Here is a 16,218-nt window from a genome sequence, read left to right as displayed (position 1 = left end):
GCAGTCCTCAACCGTTACACCGCTCCTGGCATACCTGTCACTGAAGCCGAAGGATAAATCCGTCTGGGGGATGGGGAAGTCCGACCCAAAAGCGGCTTGTGCAACAAAGCCGGGTGCGATCAAAAGCTCATTCAGTCGAGTCAATTTTGCCAGTCGAGTCAATTTTGCCCAGCTGACTGCAACTGAGGGGGCCTGTGGACCGAGGGCGAGAGGCGAACCAATCGATTTTCTAGAATGTCGGCGGCGTGCAGGCGCTGATGACCCGGCATGGAACCGCGCCGAGGTTTCTAAACCGGTGCGGTGTTCGGCTGTCGAACAGATAGCCGTCACCTGAATTCAAAACGTGGATTTGCGTTCCGACCGTAATTTCGATTTGGCCGGACAGAACAATTCCCGCTTCTTCCCCATCGTGGCTGAGCAATTCGGGCCCGGTGTCGGATCCGGGCGGGTAGGTCTCGTCTAGGAGTTGGAGCGAATGCTGGCTCGCGTTGCCCAGCTGTCGCAGCGACAAGGCGTACGGGCCGTCTTGCGGAGACACCTCGGTGAACTCCTCCGCGGTGTAAAAGATCTTCGGCTCTTCGTTTTTCTCGATTGTGGCAAAAAACTCGGCAATGCTCATCGGGATCGCGTCCAAGAGGCTTTTGAGCGAGGCGACTGATGGACTGGTCTTGTTCTGCTCGATCAGGGAGATTGTCCCGTTCGTCAGGCCAGCACGCGTTGCAAGCTCGCGTTGCGACAGGCCCTTGGCCTTGCGGACTTCCTGCAATCTGTTTCCGATTTCCACCCGGTATCCCTTTGCAAAAATTACAAGACGTGACCCTTAGGCCGATAGCGCATCTTAATCGGCTGAAAAAGGCTGGTCGCCCCTCCGCTCTTGCCGGTCGAAGGGCAGGGGGCACTTTTAATCTTGACAGTTATCTTAAACGTTATACAGGAAATTTTAAACGTTCGGCCCGTGCGGGCCATATCCAAGCGGAGCTCCTCAAGATGGCAACCAAGGCAAAGCACAAAACGGTGGCGGCATCGAAGCCAGCGATCGCGATCGTTCCTGACATCGTTCAACCGGTGCAAAGCAACGCTGCTCTGATCGCCCGCCGTGAGGCTGCGGTCGCGCGCGGGGTGGCCTCGGCCGCTCCGATCTTCGCGGACCGCGCAGAAAATGCCGAACTCTGGGATGTCGAAGGCAATCGCTACATCGACTTTGCCGGCGGCATCGCCGTTCTGAATACCGGGCATCGTCATCCGGGCGTAGTCGCCGCCGCCAAGGCGCAGGAAGACCGTTACACCCACACCAGCTTTCAGGTGGTCCCCTATGAACCCTATATTGCGCTGGCCGAGAAGCTGAACGCACTTGCGCCGGGGGACCATCCGAAGAAGTCCTTGCTGGTAACGACGGGGGCTGAGGCCGTTGAAAACGCGGTCAAGATCGCGCGCGCAGCAACTGGTCGGCCGGGCGTAGTCGCCTTTACAGGCGGCTATCACGGGCGCACCCTGCTGACGCTTGGCATGACTGGCAAGATCAGCCCATACAAGAAGGACGTTGGTCCGTTCCCGAGCGATATTTTCCGCGCTCCTTTTCCAAGCTTGCGCGACGGAATAACCGTTCAGGATGCTCTGACCGGACTACAGAACTTGTTCCTGACCGATGCGCAGCCGGAGCGGATCGCGGCCATCATTATTGAGCCGGTTCTCGGTGAAGGCGGCTACACTCCGGTCCCCTTCGAGATGATGCAGGCCCTTCGCGAGATTTGCGACACCCATGGCATCCTGCTTATAGCTGACGAAATTCAGGCCGGCTTCGGTCGCACTGGCACCTGGTTCGCGATTGAGCATTCCGGCGTTGTTCCCGATCTGATCACAGTCGCAAAATCCATGGCGGGCGGCTATCCCATTGCGGGCGTCATTGGCCGCGCGGATGTCATGGATGCGGTTATCCCCGGTGGACTGGGCGGCACCTATGGCGGCAATCCGGTGGCCTGCGCGGCTGCGCTGGCCGCGATTGAAGCGATTGAGGACGAAGGGCTGCTCGCCCGCTCGACGGCGTTGGGCGAAACGTTCCGCGCAAGGTTCGCCGAAATCGGTGCGCGCGTGGCACCGTTCCGCATGTGGGATATCCGGGGGCTTGGCTCGATGCTGGCGGTCGAGTTTGTAACCGACTTCGATACGGCAAAACCCGATGCTGCCCTTACCAAAGCGGTTATCGCGCATTCGCTAAGGCGTGGATTGATCCTTTTGGCATGCGGAATGCATGGCAATGCACTGCGGATCATGGTGCCGCTGACCGCCTCTGACGCGATCATCGACGAGGGGATCGCGATTTTCGAGGCGGCGTTGGCGGACGCGCTGCTCGACGAGAAAAGCTGACCTATGATCGTCCGGCCGGTGGGGCGGCTGCCCTTCCGGCCGGACTTGGGCCAGTGGTTTGCGCTATAAATCGGTGGGCTTAAGGCTGGGTCCTTGTCGGTCGTGTCCGACGTGACGCGGGTTGCGCAAATAGCGTAAAAATTCCCAAGCGTTGACTGACCCGAATGGCCGACTGTCCTGAGCCTAGAAGTGCGATCCCAACACGGACTTGTCAGGGCTTCATAAATTTCGCAGTCTTCATGAGTGATTTCGGGGGGGTGGCAATGTCGGCCCACCGAGACAGCCGGTTCGTCCGGCACATGACGCTTGATCAATATAATAAACACACCTAGCGTTGTGAAGGGAATCCGGGCAGCGGATCTGGTGATGAATGACCGGATGGGCCGAACCGGACAGAAGCGAATGGGGAGCCGGATTGCGTGTTACACAAACCAGAGATCGGACGAACCATTTCAGAAAACAACAAGACTGCTATGGCCCGCGAGGACCGTCTGCGGGACGACTACAATTGGGAGTAAGACATGAAGATTATTAAGAGCCTCGCGTTCGTTGGGGCCATGATGGCCGGAACTGCTGTCGCGGCGCAGGAGCAGTTCATTACGATCGGCACCGGCGGTCAGACAGGCGTTTACTTCGTCGTTGGCCAGTCGATCTGCCGCCTCGTGAACAGGGGGACGGCCGAGCACAACCTCAAGTGTACCGCGCCTTCCACCGGCGGCTCCATCGCGAACATCAATGCGATCATGGCGGGCGACATGGACATGGGTGTGGCCCAATCCGATTGGCAGTACCACGCCTACAACGGCTCCTCGGAGTTTGAGGGGAACAAGTTCGACGGGGGAAGGGCCGTATTCTCGGTACACGGCGAGCCCTTCACCGTGATTGCACGCGCCGACGCGGGCATCGCGACCTTTGCGGACCTCAAGGGCAAGCGCGTGAATATCGGCAACCCCGGTTCTGGCCAGTATGCCACGATGCAAGTCGTGATGGACGCCTTGGGTTGGACGATGGACGACTTCGCGCTGGCGTCCGAACTCAAGCCCGCCGAACAGGCCGCTGCCTTGGGCGACAACAAGGTGGATGCGATCATCTACACCGTCGGCCATCCGAACGGTTCGATCCAGGAGGCCGTCTCGACTGTCGAGGCCGTTCTGATCCCAGTTACCGGACCGGAAATCGACGCGCTGATCGCCGAAAATCCCTATTACGCTGCAGCATCGATTCCTGGCGGCATGTACGAAGGGACGGCTGATGAAACAAATACCTTTGGCGTGAAGGCTACCTTCGTGACGTCGGCAGATGTCGATGACGAGGTCGTCTATCAGGTCGTCAAGGCGGTATTCGACAACTTTGACCGTTTCAAGCGCCTGCATCCGGCCTTTGAGAATCTGACGGAAGAACAGATGATCAAGGACGGCCTGTCGGCCCCGCTGCACCCCGGTGCGGAGCGGTACTACAAGGAGCGTGGTTGGATGTAATCCATCCGCGAGAAGCCTGATATCAGGTGCGGCGGGGTATCCCGCCGCACCGAACCGACCAGACAGAGCCCGGCAAAGGGCCATCAGGGGGATAAATGACCAATGATGCAAACCAGCAGCAAGCCGCTGCGGTGGAGAATGAAGCCGCCGGTCGCGGCGGCCTTAGCCAAGCCGAGCTTGACGCGCTGGTCGCATCATCCGACACGGGCGGGCGCGGTGCCACGGGCCCAGTCGGATTGTTTATAACTGGGATAGCGCTCGCCTGGTCGCTGTTCCAGCTTTGGATCGCGTCGCCTATCCCGTTTATTGTCGGTTGGGGTGTTTTCAACGACACCGAGGCCCGCTCAATCCACTTGGCTTTTGCCATATTCCTCGCCTTTGCAGCGTTTCCTGCCGCGCGTACGAAGTTTCAGCTCGCCTTGGGCATCGCTGTGCCTGTCGTACTCGCCTTTCTGTTCATGACAGGGGCCAAGGACGACACCTCGATCTGGTGGATTCCGCTCATCGCGGCACTGCTTGTCGGTGCGATCGTGCTCGGGTCGCCCAAGGACAAGGTCCCGCTCTGGGAATGGGCGCTGGCCGTCATTGGTGCGCTGGCCGCACTCTACTTGTTCGTCTTCTATCGCGACATCTCGGGCCGGGTCGGCGCTCCGATTACGCAGGATTTCGTCGTCGCCGTGATTGGTATCATGTTGCTCCTTGAGGCAACCCGCCGCGCGCTCGGCCCCGCACTGATGATCGTGGCCTCAGTGTTCCTCGTGTACACCGTCCTTGGACCTTACATGCCCGGCATTATCGCCCACAAAGGCAACAGCCTGTCCGAGATCGTGAACCATCAGTGGATCACGACCGAGGGCGTGTTCGGTATCGCGCTTGGTGTTTCCACCGGCTTCGTATTCCTTTTCGTCCTTTTCGGGTCGCTTCTGGATCGCGCCGGGGCTGGCAATTACTTCATTCAAGTCGCGTTCAGCCTGATGGGTCACATGAAAGGCGGACCAGCGAAGGCCGCCGTGGTGTCATCGGCGATGACGGGCCTGATCTCCGGCTCGTCCATCGCGAACGTGGTGACCACGGGCACCTTCACGATTCCCTTGATGAAAAAGGTCGGGTTCAGCTCTGAAAAGGCTGGCGCGGTCGAAGTGGCATCTTCGGTCAACGGGCAGATCATGCCGCCGGTCATGGGGGCCGCAGCGTTCCTCATGGTCGAATACGTGGGCATCCCTTATTTCGATGTGGTCAAACACGCGTTCCTGCCTGCCGTCATCAGCTACATCGCGCTGGTCTATATCGTGCACCTTGAGGCATTGAAGGCCGGGATGGAGGGTCTGCCGCGTGCCTACACTCCCAAGCCCATCGTGCAGCGACTGATCGGCATCGCCTTCACCATAGCGGCGATCTGCGCAATTTCGTTTGCCGTCTATTACGGCATGGGCTGGATCCGGCCGGCCTTTCCAGAGACGGCTGGCTACATCATCTTCGTCTTCCTGACTGCCGTTTATGTTGGACTTCTCTATATCGCCTCCAAGGAGGAGCCGCTGGAACTCGACGATCCAAACGAGCCAGTCACCTCCTTGCCGTTGCCGGGCCCGACCATCCGATCAGGTCTGCACTTCATCCTGCCGGTCGTCGTGTTGGTCTGGGCATTGATGGTGGACCGTCTGTCGCCTGGCCTGTCGGCCTTTTGGGCGACGGCCTATATGGTGTTCATTCTCGTCACCCAGCGGCCCTTGACCGCAATCATGCGGGGCGAGGGGCGCCTTGCCGCGGCAATCAAGCAGGGCGGCCTTGATCTGATCGACGGACTGGAAACCGGTGCCCGCAATATGATCGGTATTGGCATCGCTACAGCGACCGCCGGCATTATCGTCGGCGCGGTTAGCCAGACAGGCGTCGGATCGGCTCTTGCCGACGTGGTCGAAGTGCTGTCGGGCGGCAATATTCTCGCCATCCTGTTGCTGACTGCCATTCTGTCACTGATCCTGGGAATGGGCCTGCCGACGACGGCGAACTATATCGTCGTCTCGGCGCTGCTCGCTCCGGTTATCGTGACTTTGGGTCAGCAGAACGGTCTTATCGTGCCGCTGATCGCGGTGCATCTCTTCGTGTTCTACTTTGGAATCATGGCAGACGTTACGCCGCCCGTGGGGTTGGCCAGTTTTGCCGCCGCTGCGGTGTCGGGGGGCGATCCGATCAAGACGGGTGTTGTCGCGTTCTTCTATAGCTTGCGCACCGCAGCGCTGCCCTTCCTGTTTATCTTCAACACCGAACTGCTGCTGATCGACGTTACCTATGTGCAGGGGATCTTCGTCTTCATTGTCGCAACCGTCGCGATGCTTCTGTTCGCGGCCGCGACGCAGGGCTGGTTCATTGCGCGCAACCGTATTTACGAGACGGTGGCGCTGCTGCTGATCGCCTTCACCCTGTTCAGACCCGGCTTCTGGATGGACATGGTCGCACCGCCCTATGCCGAGGTCGAGCCGACCGAGATCGCCGCGGCCGCATTGGCCACGGCACCGGGCGAGGATCTTCGTTTGCGGGTCGCGGGCCTTAACGACTTGGGAGACCCGATCGAATTCGTGGCCGTCCTGACGATAGGTCCGGGCGACACGGGTGAGGCCCGGCTTGAGGATGCGGGTCTTATGTTCCGCAACGAGGGCGAGACGCTGGTTATTGACGACGTGGCCTTCGGGTCAGCGGGCGAAACGGCTGGCCTTGACTGGGACCAAGAGGTGCTGCGGGTCCTCAAACCCGTCAACCAGCCAAGCAAGTACCTGATGTTCATTCCCGCGCTGTTGCTGCTTGGGGTGGTCGTGTTCCTGCAACGTGGACGCGCTGCCCGCGCGCCCAAACCCGCAAGCGCGTAGAGGGGGGCGTCATGTTCAATACAGTCTTGTTGACCATCGATCTGAATGCGGAGGCATCGTGGACGAAAGCATTGCCGCAGGCCGTGGAGTTGATACGCGCCTCGGGCGGGACGCTGCACGTCATTTCGGTTGTTCCGGATTTGGGAACCCCGCTGGTCGAGGGCTTTTTCCCCAGCGACTTTGAAAAGAAAGCGCTGGCCGCAGCCAATGCAGCACTCGATGATCTGGTTGCCGCGAATGTGCCGCCGGGCGTTGCGGTAAAGCAGCACCTTGCCTTCGGCTCTATTCACGATCAGGTCCTGAAAGCGGTCGATGAAACGAAGTGCGATTTGGTCGTTATCGCGTCGCATCAACCGGATCCGCTGCGCGACTTTCTGATTGGCTCGAATGCAGACCGCATCGTGCGACGATCGCCCGTTTCCGTCCTCGTGGTTCGGGCGTAGGGGTGTCGAACGCAGAGGAAATAGTCGCCCTTACCGGGCCTCTCTGCGGGTACGGAGACCGACCTAAATGACCCCTTTCGCAATCGCCGGCGTGCAAATGTACGTCAACGCACTGCAACCAAATGTCGACGGCATGATGCACCGCCTCGACATCCTCATGATGCGCTTTCCATGGACTCAGATGGTCCTGTTCAGCGAACTGGCACCGTTCGGGCCGCTGGAAAAATTTAAACTGCCGCCCGAAAACGACATCATCGACAAGTTCTGCGAGGCCGCGCGGCGACATCGGATCTGGCTTATACCCGGATCGATGTTCCTGACCAATCCAGAAGACGGCAAAGTTTATAACACTTCGCTGGTTATCGACCCGGACGGCAACATCATCCGCCGCTATGCAAAGATGTTCCCGTTCCTGCCTTACGAGGTCGGCGTCGCACCGGGCACTGATTTTTGCGTGTTCGATGTTCCCGAAGTGGGACGTTTCGGCCTATCGATCTGCTATGATATGTGGTTTCCGGAAACCACGCGCCAATTGACCAGCCAAGGCGTTGAGGTCCTTCTGCACCCCGTCTTGACCGGCACCACGGACCGAGACGCGGAACTTGCTATTGCGCGGGCCACGGCAGCGCAGTTTCAGTGCTACGTGATCGACGTCAATGGCTTGGGCGCGGGAGGTGTGGGCCGATCGTGCATTGTCGACCCGACATCGCTCGTCCTGCACCAGTCAGCGGGGCAGGAGGATATGTTCCCGATCGAGGTCGATCTGTCGATGGTCCGCCGTCAAAGGGAGACCGGAATGAAGGGCCTGGGCCAGGTCCTGAAGAGTTTCCGGGATCGGTCAGTGGATTTCTCGGTCTATGACCGAACCAGTGGGACCGACGACTTCCTCAATACGCTGGGACCGCTGGAAACCCCGCATCAAGGATCGCGGGCCGGTCTGCATGCGGACGTGCCGGCCAATCTAGAAGCCGAACAGTTGGACCGGGGGCCGAAACTAGGCCTCGGCCTTTCGCCCCATCTGGGCAAGACGATCGGGGGCTGAGACGCGGGGACAAGCGCGTCCGGACCTCACCAAAGGGAGAACGAGCGATGGATTCCGTCAGCGACTACTATTCTGCGACGCAATTGCGCACCGACAGGTGGAGTGCACTGCGGGAGGTGGTGGGGTCATTGGCCCGCGCGGCCAATGGCAAGCCAGCCGCCAAGGACCGTGCGCTGACGGAGGAGCTGTTCCGGTCGCTGGCCTTGATCGAGCCGTACTGGGCGTTTCCCGGTATGGCGGCCTTCGATCACATGCGGCGCCAGTTCGAGCATGGCAATTATGACGACCTTTCGTTCACCGTCCACCGCGTCACCCGCGCCCTGACCACCGGGGCGTACCGCCGTCGCAGTATCCCACTGGATCGGGATATGGCCGACGATGACGAGCAGAACGACGAGGCAATGCTTTCGCCCGAGGCGCGGGCCATGACGCGGCCCTATTTCGAGGTGCTGATCGTCGACAACGTCAGCGACCATCAGGAGCGCTGGCTCAAGAGCAACGTAACGAAGATGCGCCGCCACGAAGACCCGTTTCACTATGAGGCAGTTGTCGTTCCGAGCCTTGAGGACGCGCTGATTGCAGTGCTCTTCAATCATAATATCCAGGCGATCGTGGTGCGGCCCGGATTGGTGCTGAAATCAGCGAACGACAACGAAATCCTTGCCAAATACCTCAACAACGCGAGCGACCACGCAGATATCGAGAATATGAGGCCGGAGGACTATGGCCCCGAACTTTGCCGCCTGATTCAGCGCGTTCGGCCGGAACTTGATGCCTACCTTGTGACCGAGCGATCTGTAGAGGATATCGCGGGTCTGGATCTAGGGATATGCAGGAGGGTCTTCTACAATCAGGAAGACTTTATGGAACTGCACCTGAACATCCTGAGGGGTGTGGCAGCGCGCAACAAGACTCCGTTTTTCACGGCGCTCGTGGAGTATTCCAAACAGCCTACGGGCGTGTTTCACGCCATGCCTATCAGCCGTGGCAAGTCGATCACCCGGTCGCACTGGATTCAGGACATGGGGGCATTTTATGGCCCCAACATCTTTCTGGCCGAGACTTCTGCCACGTCAGGCGGATTGGACAGCCTGCTGGAACCGCACGGTCCCATCAAAGAGGCGCAGGAGCTTGCGTCCCGCGCTTTCGGCTCCAAACAGACGTTCTTTGCCACCAACGGCACGTCGACTTGCAACAAGATCGTGGTGCAGGCGTTGGTGCGGCCGGGCGATATCGTCCTGGTCGACCGCGACTGCCACAAGTCGCACCACTACGGTATGGTGCTGGCCGGGGCAGAAGTGGTCTATCTGGATAGCTATCCTCTCAATGAATACTCAATGTATGGAGCAGTCCCCCTCCGGGAAATCAAGCACCAACTTCTTGCGTTGAAAGCGGCGGGGAAACTGGACCGTGTCCGTATGTTGCTGCTGACAAACTGCACGTTTGACGGCCTCGTCTACAACGTCGAGCGGGTGATGGAGGAGTGTCTGGCGATCAAGCCGGATCTCGTATTCCTGTGGGACGAGGCGTGGTTCGCCTTCGCCCGCTTCAGTCCCACCTACCGGCAGCGGACGGGGATGCGTACGGCCAACAATTTGCGGAAGCGGTTCAAGACCGACGCACACAAGGAGGCTTACGAGGCGCAGCAAAAGGCGCTGGCAGATGCCTCTGACGAGGAACTGCTCGATACTCGCCTGATCGCTTCGCCGACGGCGCGGGTGCGTGTCTATGCGACGCAATCGACGCACAAGACACTGACGTCGCTGCGGCAGGGATCGATGATCCACGTCAACGATCAGGATTTCAAAGGTGAAGTGGAGCAGAGCTTCCATGAAGCCTACATGACGCACACTTCCACATCACCCAACTATCAGATCATCGCCTCGCTCGATGTGGGGCGCCGACAGGTCGAGTTGGAAGGTTTTGAATTCGTGCAGCGCCAGATCGAAGCCGCGATGTCGATGCGGCGCGCGATCAGCACGCATCCGATCCTGCAGAAATACTTCAAGGTTCTGACCGCGGGCGACATGATCCCCGAACACCACAGGCAAAGTGGCGTCACCAGCTATTTCGATAATGAACAAGGCTGGACGGACATGTGGGACTGTTGGGAGCAGGATGACTTCGTTCTCGACGCCACGCGGGTCACGCTGGCCGTGGGGGGCACCGGATGGGACGGGGATACGTTCAAAACCGATATCCTGATGGACAAGTACGGTATCCAGATCAACAAGACGTCGCGCAACACAGTCCTCTTCATGACCAACATCGGGACCACGCGCTCGTCCGTTGCCTATCTGATCGAGGTTTTGGTCGAGATTGCCAAGGAACTGGACGACCTGCTCGACGATGCTTCCAAGATGGAGCGGCTGTCGTTTGACCGCAGGGTCAAGAACCTGACGGAAAACTATCCGCCACTGCCTGACTTCAGCCGCTTCCATGATGCCTTCCGGCCCGACAACGTCACACCGGAAGGCGATATCCGCACCGCGTATTACCTCAGCTACGATGAGAGAAACTGCGATTATCTGGAGCTTGAGGGAACGCTTAAGGAAGCATTGGATGCTGGGAAGGAGGTTGTCTCAGCCAGCTTTATCATTCCATACCCGCCGGGCTTTCCGATCCTTGTGCCCGGACAGGTCATCAGCAAGGAAATCCTGGCCTTCATGCTGGCCTTGGATGTGAACGAAATCCACGGATACCGCGCCGACCTTGGCCTGCGGGTTTTCACGCCGGAGGCCTTGGCAGAGTTGCCCAAAGCCAAAAAAATCAAGACAGCAGCCGAATAGGAAAGGGCACCGCCATGCCGACAGTACTTAAGAACATCTCAGAAATCCGCCGGTACTTCCACCGAAACGAGGACCCGATCTATTTCATCTCGGCCACCAATTTCAACCTGCTGGGGTTGGATGAATGGGTCAAGAATTTCAAATACATCTGCTATATCGACTGCTATGGCGGCAAGCACCCGAACGTGTTTTGCCCGTCCGAACAGCCCCATGCAGAATTCCAGTCGATTGAGGACATCAACAACTATCTGCTGCAGCACAAGGAAGTCATCGACTTCATCAAGCGGCGTGGCGGCAAGCCCAAGTTTGTGTTCCTGATGTTCGACGAGGAGACGGAGCGCCTGTCAAAAGAGCTTGGTGCCGACGTGTGGTTCCCCAAGGCCAAGCTGCGGACAAGCATGGACAACAAGATCGAGACAGTCCGCATCGGCAATAAGGCCGGTGTTCCGTCGGTGCCGAACGTGCTGGCCGAGGTGACCTCCTATGAGAACCTGCGCGAGACCTGCGAGAAGGCCGGCATCGGCCACGACCTCGTCCTGCAGTCGGCATTTGGCGATAGCGGACACACGACGTTCTTCATCAAGTCCGAAGCCGACTTCCGCCGTCATGAGCACGAGATCGTAGGCGAAGGTGAAATCAAGATCATGAAGCGGATCGACTGCCGTGGCTCCGCCATCGAGGCCTGTGCCACAAAGGAAGGCACGATCGTCGGCCCCCTGATGACCGAACTCGTCGGCTTCAAGGAGTTGACGCCTTACCGTGGCGGCTGGTGCGGGAACGAAATTCTGTCTACGGCTTTCCCGCCGAAGGTTCGTGAAAAGGCGCGCGACCTGACCTTCAAATTCGGCGAACAGCTGCGCAAGGAAGGCTATCGTGGGTATTTCGAACTCGACTTCCTGATCGACAAGAAGACGGGCGACCTCTGGCTTGGCGAATTGAACCCGCGCATCACCGGCGCGTCCTCGATGACAAACCATGCCGCTTTTGCACATGCCGACGCCCCGCTGTTCCTTTTCCACCTCCTCGAATTCTCGCGCAAGAAGTTCGACCTTAACGTGGATGAGTTGAACAGCCGCTGGGCAGACCCGGACATGATCGACAGCTGGTCGCAGATGGTTATCAAGCACACTGATGACAGCGTCGATATCTGTACCGAGAGCCCGGAGACCGGTATCTATAAAATGTTGGAAGATGGTCGGGTCGTGTTCGACCGTTTCGACTATCACCGCCGTGCGGTCGAATCCGAAAACGAAGCGTTCTTCCTGCGCATTCTGCAACCTGGCGATTACCGCTATGAGGGTGCCGACATTGGTATTCTAGTAACGCGTGGCCGGTCGATGACAAAGGGCTTCGATCTGAACGAGCGGGCCAAGAAATGGATCCACGGCATCAAGCGGGGCGTCGAAGGTAAACCCTTACCCGTTGCCAATGCGGGGCCCGCGATTGCGGAACCTGCGTTCAAGATCATGTAATGCTTTGGCGTGCGATATCAGAAGATCTGCCTGGCCCGAAATGGGCCAGGCTTTTCACCGAATACTGGCCTGACTACCGCAGGTGGTGGTTGAAGGAAGGGGACAGTGCGCGTCCTACCTATCTGGAAAGCCGTCGCGCCCTGGCCGACCATATGCCGGAAATCGTACCGCTGTATGAACAGTTATGCGATCTGGCAGGCGGCGGTGACCAGGCGGCGCGATTCCTCAGCTTCTATTGCCCGCCGCCCTATCTGTCGGGCTGCTCCCAAGCGATCTGGCCGGGGGAGGAGCCGGTCCTGGTCCGCAATTACGACTATAACCCCAATGCTTTCGACAGCCTCGTCCTTCGGACAAACTGGCAGGGGCGACAGGTAATGGGCACGTCCGATGGCCTCTGGGGGCTCGTGGACGGGGTGAACGACGCGGGTCTTGCCATATCGCTGACCTTTGGCGGGCGGCGCGTGGTGGGCAACGGCTTCGGTGTACCGCTCATCCTGCGTTACGTGTTGCAGACCTGCACGACGGCGGAACAGGCAGGAGCGGTCCTTGCCCGCGTGCCCACGCACATGAGCTACAACGTCACGGTGCTGGATGCGAAGCGCAGCTATCTGACAGCGATGATGGCTCCGGACCGCTCGACCGTTATCACCCATGCTGCCGTGGCGACCAACCATCAGGAAAACGTCGAATGGGTCAGTCATGCCCGGTTCACGGCGACAGTTGAACGCGAACGGTTCCTGCTGCAGCGGCTAACCCTGCACCGCGATCCAGAAGACAAGTTCATCGGTGCGTTTTTGCGCCCGCCGCTCTATTCGACGGCCTTCAACGCGGGGTTCGGCACGCTTTATACAGCTGTCTATCGTCCTCGTCTGGGCCAGATGGAGGTGCGTTGGCCCGGGACCGTCTGGTCGCAGAGTTTCGACAATTTTCAGGAGGGCGGCAGGCGGGTCCAAGTTCCCGGTGCCGCGTAAAGCAGATCATGTCACACGTCTTTCCGCGCCATACCAAACAACTGCCCCCCGTCGCCGTACGTGGCGAGGGTTGCTATCTTTTCGATAGCACTGGAAAGCAATACCTTGATGCCTCGGGCGGGGCCGCCGTGTCCTGTCTCGGCCACGGCGACCAGACGATCATCGATGCCGTGAAAGCGCAGCTTGATAGTCTCGCCTACGCGCACACCGGGTTCTTCACCTCCGAGCCTGCGGAGACCTTGGCCGACATGCTGATTGCAAATGCGCCCGGCGAACTGGACCGTGTCTATCTCGTCTCGGGTGGGTCGGAGGCGATGGAAGCCGCGCTCAAGCTGGCCCGCCAGTACTTTGTCGAAAAGGGGGAGCCGGAGCGCGGTCGCCTGATCGCCCGCAAGCAAAGCTACCATGGCAACACCATGGGTGCGCTATCGGCGGGCGGCAATGAATGGCGCAGGGCGCAGTTCGGACCACTGCTGATCGACATGAGCCATATCGACCCCTGCTACGAATATCGCCTGCGCGCGCCCGGCGAGAGCCTGGAAGACTATGGCATCCGCGCCGCGAACCTGCTGGAGGAGGAATTGCTGCGCGTTGGCCCGGAGACCGTGATGGCCTTCGCCGCCGAACCCGTGGTCGGGGCCACGTCAGGCGCGGTGACCGCTGCGCCCGGCTACTTCAAGCGTATCCGCGACATCTGTGACAAGTACGGGATACTTCTGATCCTTGACGAAGTCATGTGTGGCATGGGGCGCACGGGCAGCCTGTTCGCCTGCGAACAGGACGGCGTCGCGCCCGATATTCTTTGCATCGCCAAGGGGTTGGGGGCTGGGTACCAACCCATCGGTGCCATGCTGTGCTCGCGCCAGATATACGAGATGATCGAAGACGGGAGCGGTTTCTTTCAGCACGGCCACACCTATCTTGGCCATCCGACGGCCGCTGCGGCCGGTGTCGCAGTCGTTGGCGCGATGTTGGAACGTGACCTCATCCCAAGGGTCAGGATGCAGGGTGACAAGCTGATGGCCGCTTTGGACGCGCGGTTCGGACAACATCCCAACGTCGGCGACATACGTGGGCGGGGGCTGTTTCAGGGGATCGAGTTCGTCGCTGACCGAGACGCGAAGACGCCTTTTGATCCGGCGCGGAAAGTCGCCGCAAGGCTCAAGTCTGCCGCCTTCAAGGCTGGCCTGATATGCTATCCCATGAGCGGGACAATCGATGGCCGCAGGGGCGACCACGTCCTTCTGGCCCCGCCGTTTATCACCAGCGACGATCAGATAGGAGAGTTGGTGGATAAGCTGTCCATCGCTGTCGAAGCGGCTTTGGCGGCCTGATGATCCGCCATAGATTCTTATCCGACTGCGACCAGAGGCCACTTGGCATCATTTGCTGATTTGAGCAGCCTTTGCGCAAAATTCAGGGATTATGACTTAGCAGGGAACGGCTAGACTAACCAGCGCACCAGAATTGGTACGATCATGCTCGTCAGTAACGCGTTGAGCGCCATGGCAATGCCAGCATAGGCCCCTGCCACCGGGTTCACCTGAAATGCCCGTGCCGTTCCGATTCCGTGTGCTGCGACCCCCACGGCAAATCCTCGCGCCCGCCAATCCTTGATGCGCATCAAGTTCATCAATGGTGTGACGGTGATCGCCCCGATAATGCCGGTCAGGATCACCAAGACCGCCGTCAGGCTCGGGATGCCGCCGACCGCTTCGGATATCCCGAGCGCCACCGGTGCCGTAGTGGATTTTGGAGCAAGCGACAGGATAACATCGGTCGGCAGGCCAATGGCGTGGGCAAGAATGAGTGCCGATCCGGCAGCGACAAACGAACCCGTCAGGAGAGCCAGCAGAATTGGCGCGACTGACCGGCGAATGGTATCGCGATTGTCCCAAAGTGGCAGGGCCAGGGCCACGGTTGCGGGTCCCAACAGAAAATGAATGAACTGTGCACCTTCAAAGTATACGGCGTAATCGGTCCGGGTCAGCCAGAGGACCGGCGCAATCAGAACAACCGAAATGAGCACGGGATTGGCCCACGGCGGATTACCAAGCCGCCGCGCCGCCGCATCCGCAGCCAGATAGACCAGCAAGGTCGCCGTCAGCCACAAAAGGGGCGTCGTCGACAGATAGCTCCACAGGTTTGCGACGTTGGTCATGTCGAGCGCGTTTCCGTCAGTCGCCGCACTCCGAGGAATGTCCCGACGGCGACCACCATGGCCAGCACCGTGGAGGAAACCAAGACGACCAGCAGGGCCAGCCAATCCTCGGACAGTATCCCCAAATTGCCGATGACGCCGACGCCGGCCGGGACGAACATGAGCGACAAGTGCGCTAGGATGACCGTGACGGTCGGTCGGAGGCTGTCGGCAAGCGAAGGTGCCACCCGGAGTGCGGTTGCGAGTAGTACGAGGCCCAAGACTGGGCCCGGGATCGGAAGGCCCAGGCTGCGTGCGGCAACTTCGCCGATCAGTTGGCATGACAAGAGAAGTGAGAGAGTGAGGAGCATTAGAATTCAACCCGTTAACGCGGTCAGATCTTCTTGCTGACACCCCAGACTAAGACCACTTTAAGTTTGTGCCCATATCTATTTGGCATGCTGAGTCTGATGAAAACGACCGCACGACCTTTAGGCGCTAGGCGCGAACCGGCGCTACCGGCGCTTGAATGCCGGGCAGGCAAGCTTCGACTAGACTTTCAGGTGCGCCAAACTGCTCCGGCTCGGCTGACAAGCGTGCTAGATCCAAAGCACGGTTTCAAAAGGTTGAGGCAGGGGCCGCTCGATATCACGTA

At 59.4% G+C, this 16,218-nt stretch carries 12 protein-coding genes; 9 read left to right on the top strand and 3 right to left on the bottom strand.

Going from position 1 to position 16,218, the window contains the following annotated elements; translation table 11 throughout:
- Positions 1-229: 229 nt before the first annotated feature.
- Entirely contained in the window at positions 230-784 is a 555-nt protein-coding gene (locus BLV27_RS17805; protein ID WP_092647847.1) for a cupin domain-containing protein, read from the bottom strand.
- A gap of 203 nt (positions 785-987) precedes the next feature.
- On the opposite strand from BLV27_RS17805, the gene gabT reads away from it, so the two are divergent.
- The 9 genes from gabT (at position 988) to BLV27_RS17760 (ending at position 14,757) form a co-directional block, all read left to right on the top strand.
- Positions 988-2,364 (top strand): 4-aminobutyrate--2-oxoglutarate transaminase, encoded by a 1,377-nt coding sequence (gene gabT, locus BLV27_RS17800; protein ID WP_092647846.1) that lies wholly within the window; start codon positions 988-990, stop codon positions 2,362-2,364.
- Positions 2,365-2,885: 521 nt separating this feature from the next.
- Positions 2,886-3,842, top strand: a complete 957-nt coding sequence (locus tag BLV27_RS17795) for a TAXI family TRAP transporter solute-binding subunit (RefSeq protein ID WP_092647845.1) — start codon at positions 2,886-2,888, stop codon at positions 3,840-3,842.
- A 95-nt stretch (positions 3,843-3,937) separates the two neighbouring features.
- On the top strand, positions 3,938-6,706 hold the full coding sequence (locus BLV27_RS17790; protein WP_092647844.1) for a TRAP transporter permease: 2,769 nt from the start codon (positions 3,938-3,940) through the stop codon (positions 6,704-6,706).
- Between the two features lie 11 nt (positions 6,707-6,717).
- Positions 6,718-7,149 carry a universal stress protein gene (locus tag BLV27_RS17785; RefSeq protein ID WP_092647843.1) on the top strand — a complete coding sequence of 144 codons (432 nt, stop codon included), beginning with the start codon at positions 6,718-6,720 and terminating at the stop codon, positions 7,147-7,149.
- A gap of 67 nt (positions 7,150-7,216) precedes the next feature.
- The gene (locus tag BLV27_RS17780) at positions 7,217-8,191 is read left to right on the top strand and encodes a carbon-nitrogen hydrolase family protein (protein ID WP_092647842.1); all 975 of its coding nucleotides are present in this window, start codon (positions 7,217-7,219) and stop codon (positions 8,189-8,191) included.
- A gap of 47 nt (positions 8,192-8,238) precedes the next feature.
- Positions 8,239-10,980, top strand: a complete 2,742-nt coding sequence (locus tag BLV27_RS17775) for an aminotransferase class I/II-fold pyridoxal phosphate-dependent enzyme (protein ID WP_092647841.1) — start codon at positions 8,239-8,241, stop codon at positions 10,978-10,980.
- A 14-nt stretch (positions 10,981-10,994) separates the two neighbouring features.
- A complete protein-coding gene (locus BLV27_RS17770; RefSeq protein WP_092647840.1) occupies positions 10,995-12,452 on the top strand; it encodes a biotin carboxylase in 1,458 nt (485 codons plus the stop codon).
- A complete protein-coding gene (locus tag BLV27_RS17765; RefSeq protein ID WP_092647839.1) occupies positions 12,452-13,423 on the top strand; it encodes a C45 family autoproteolytic acyltransferase/hydrolase in 972 nt (323 codons plus the stop codon). Before BLV27_RS17770 ends, BLV27_RS17765 begins: the two co-directional genes overlap by 1 nt.
- Before the next feature lie 8 nt (positions 13,424-13,431).
- A complete protein-coding gene (locus tag BLV27_RS17760; RefSeq protein ID WP_092647838.1) occupies positions 13,432-14,757 on the top strand; it encodes an aspartate aminotransferase family protein in 1,326 nt (441 codons plus the stop codon).
- A gap of 110 nt (positions 14,758-14,867) precedes the next feature.
- Here BLV27_RS17760 and BLV27_RS17755 read toward each other — a convergent pair whose 3' ends face one another.
- Both BLV27_RS17755 and BLV27_RS17750 read right to left on the bottom strand, forming a co-directional pair.
- Positions 14,868-15,584 (bottom strand): LrgB family protein, encoded by a 717-nt coding sequence (locus BLV27_RS17755; RefSeq protein WP_092647837.1) that lies wholly within the window; start codon positions 15,582-15,584, stop codon positions 14,868-14,870.
- A complete protein-coding gene (locus BLV27_RS17750) occupies positions 15,581-15,934 on the bottom strand; it encodes a CidA/LrgA family protein (RefSeq protein ID WP_092647836.1) in 354 nt (117 codons plus the stop codon). Before BLV27_RS17750 ends, BLV27_RS17755 begins: the two co-directional genes overlap by 4 nt.
- Positions 15,935-16,218 lie beyond the last annotated feature (284 nt).

The sequence above is a fragment of the Jannaschia faecimaris genome, assembly GCF_900107415.1.
GTDB lineage: Bacteria > Pseudomonadota > Alphaproteobacteria > Rhodobacterales > Rhodobacteraceae > Jannaschia > Jannaschia faecimaris.
This window is presented reverse-complemented; position numbering and strand designations above follow the sequence as displayed.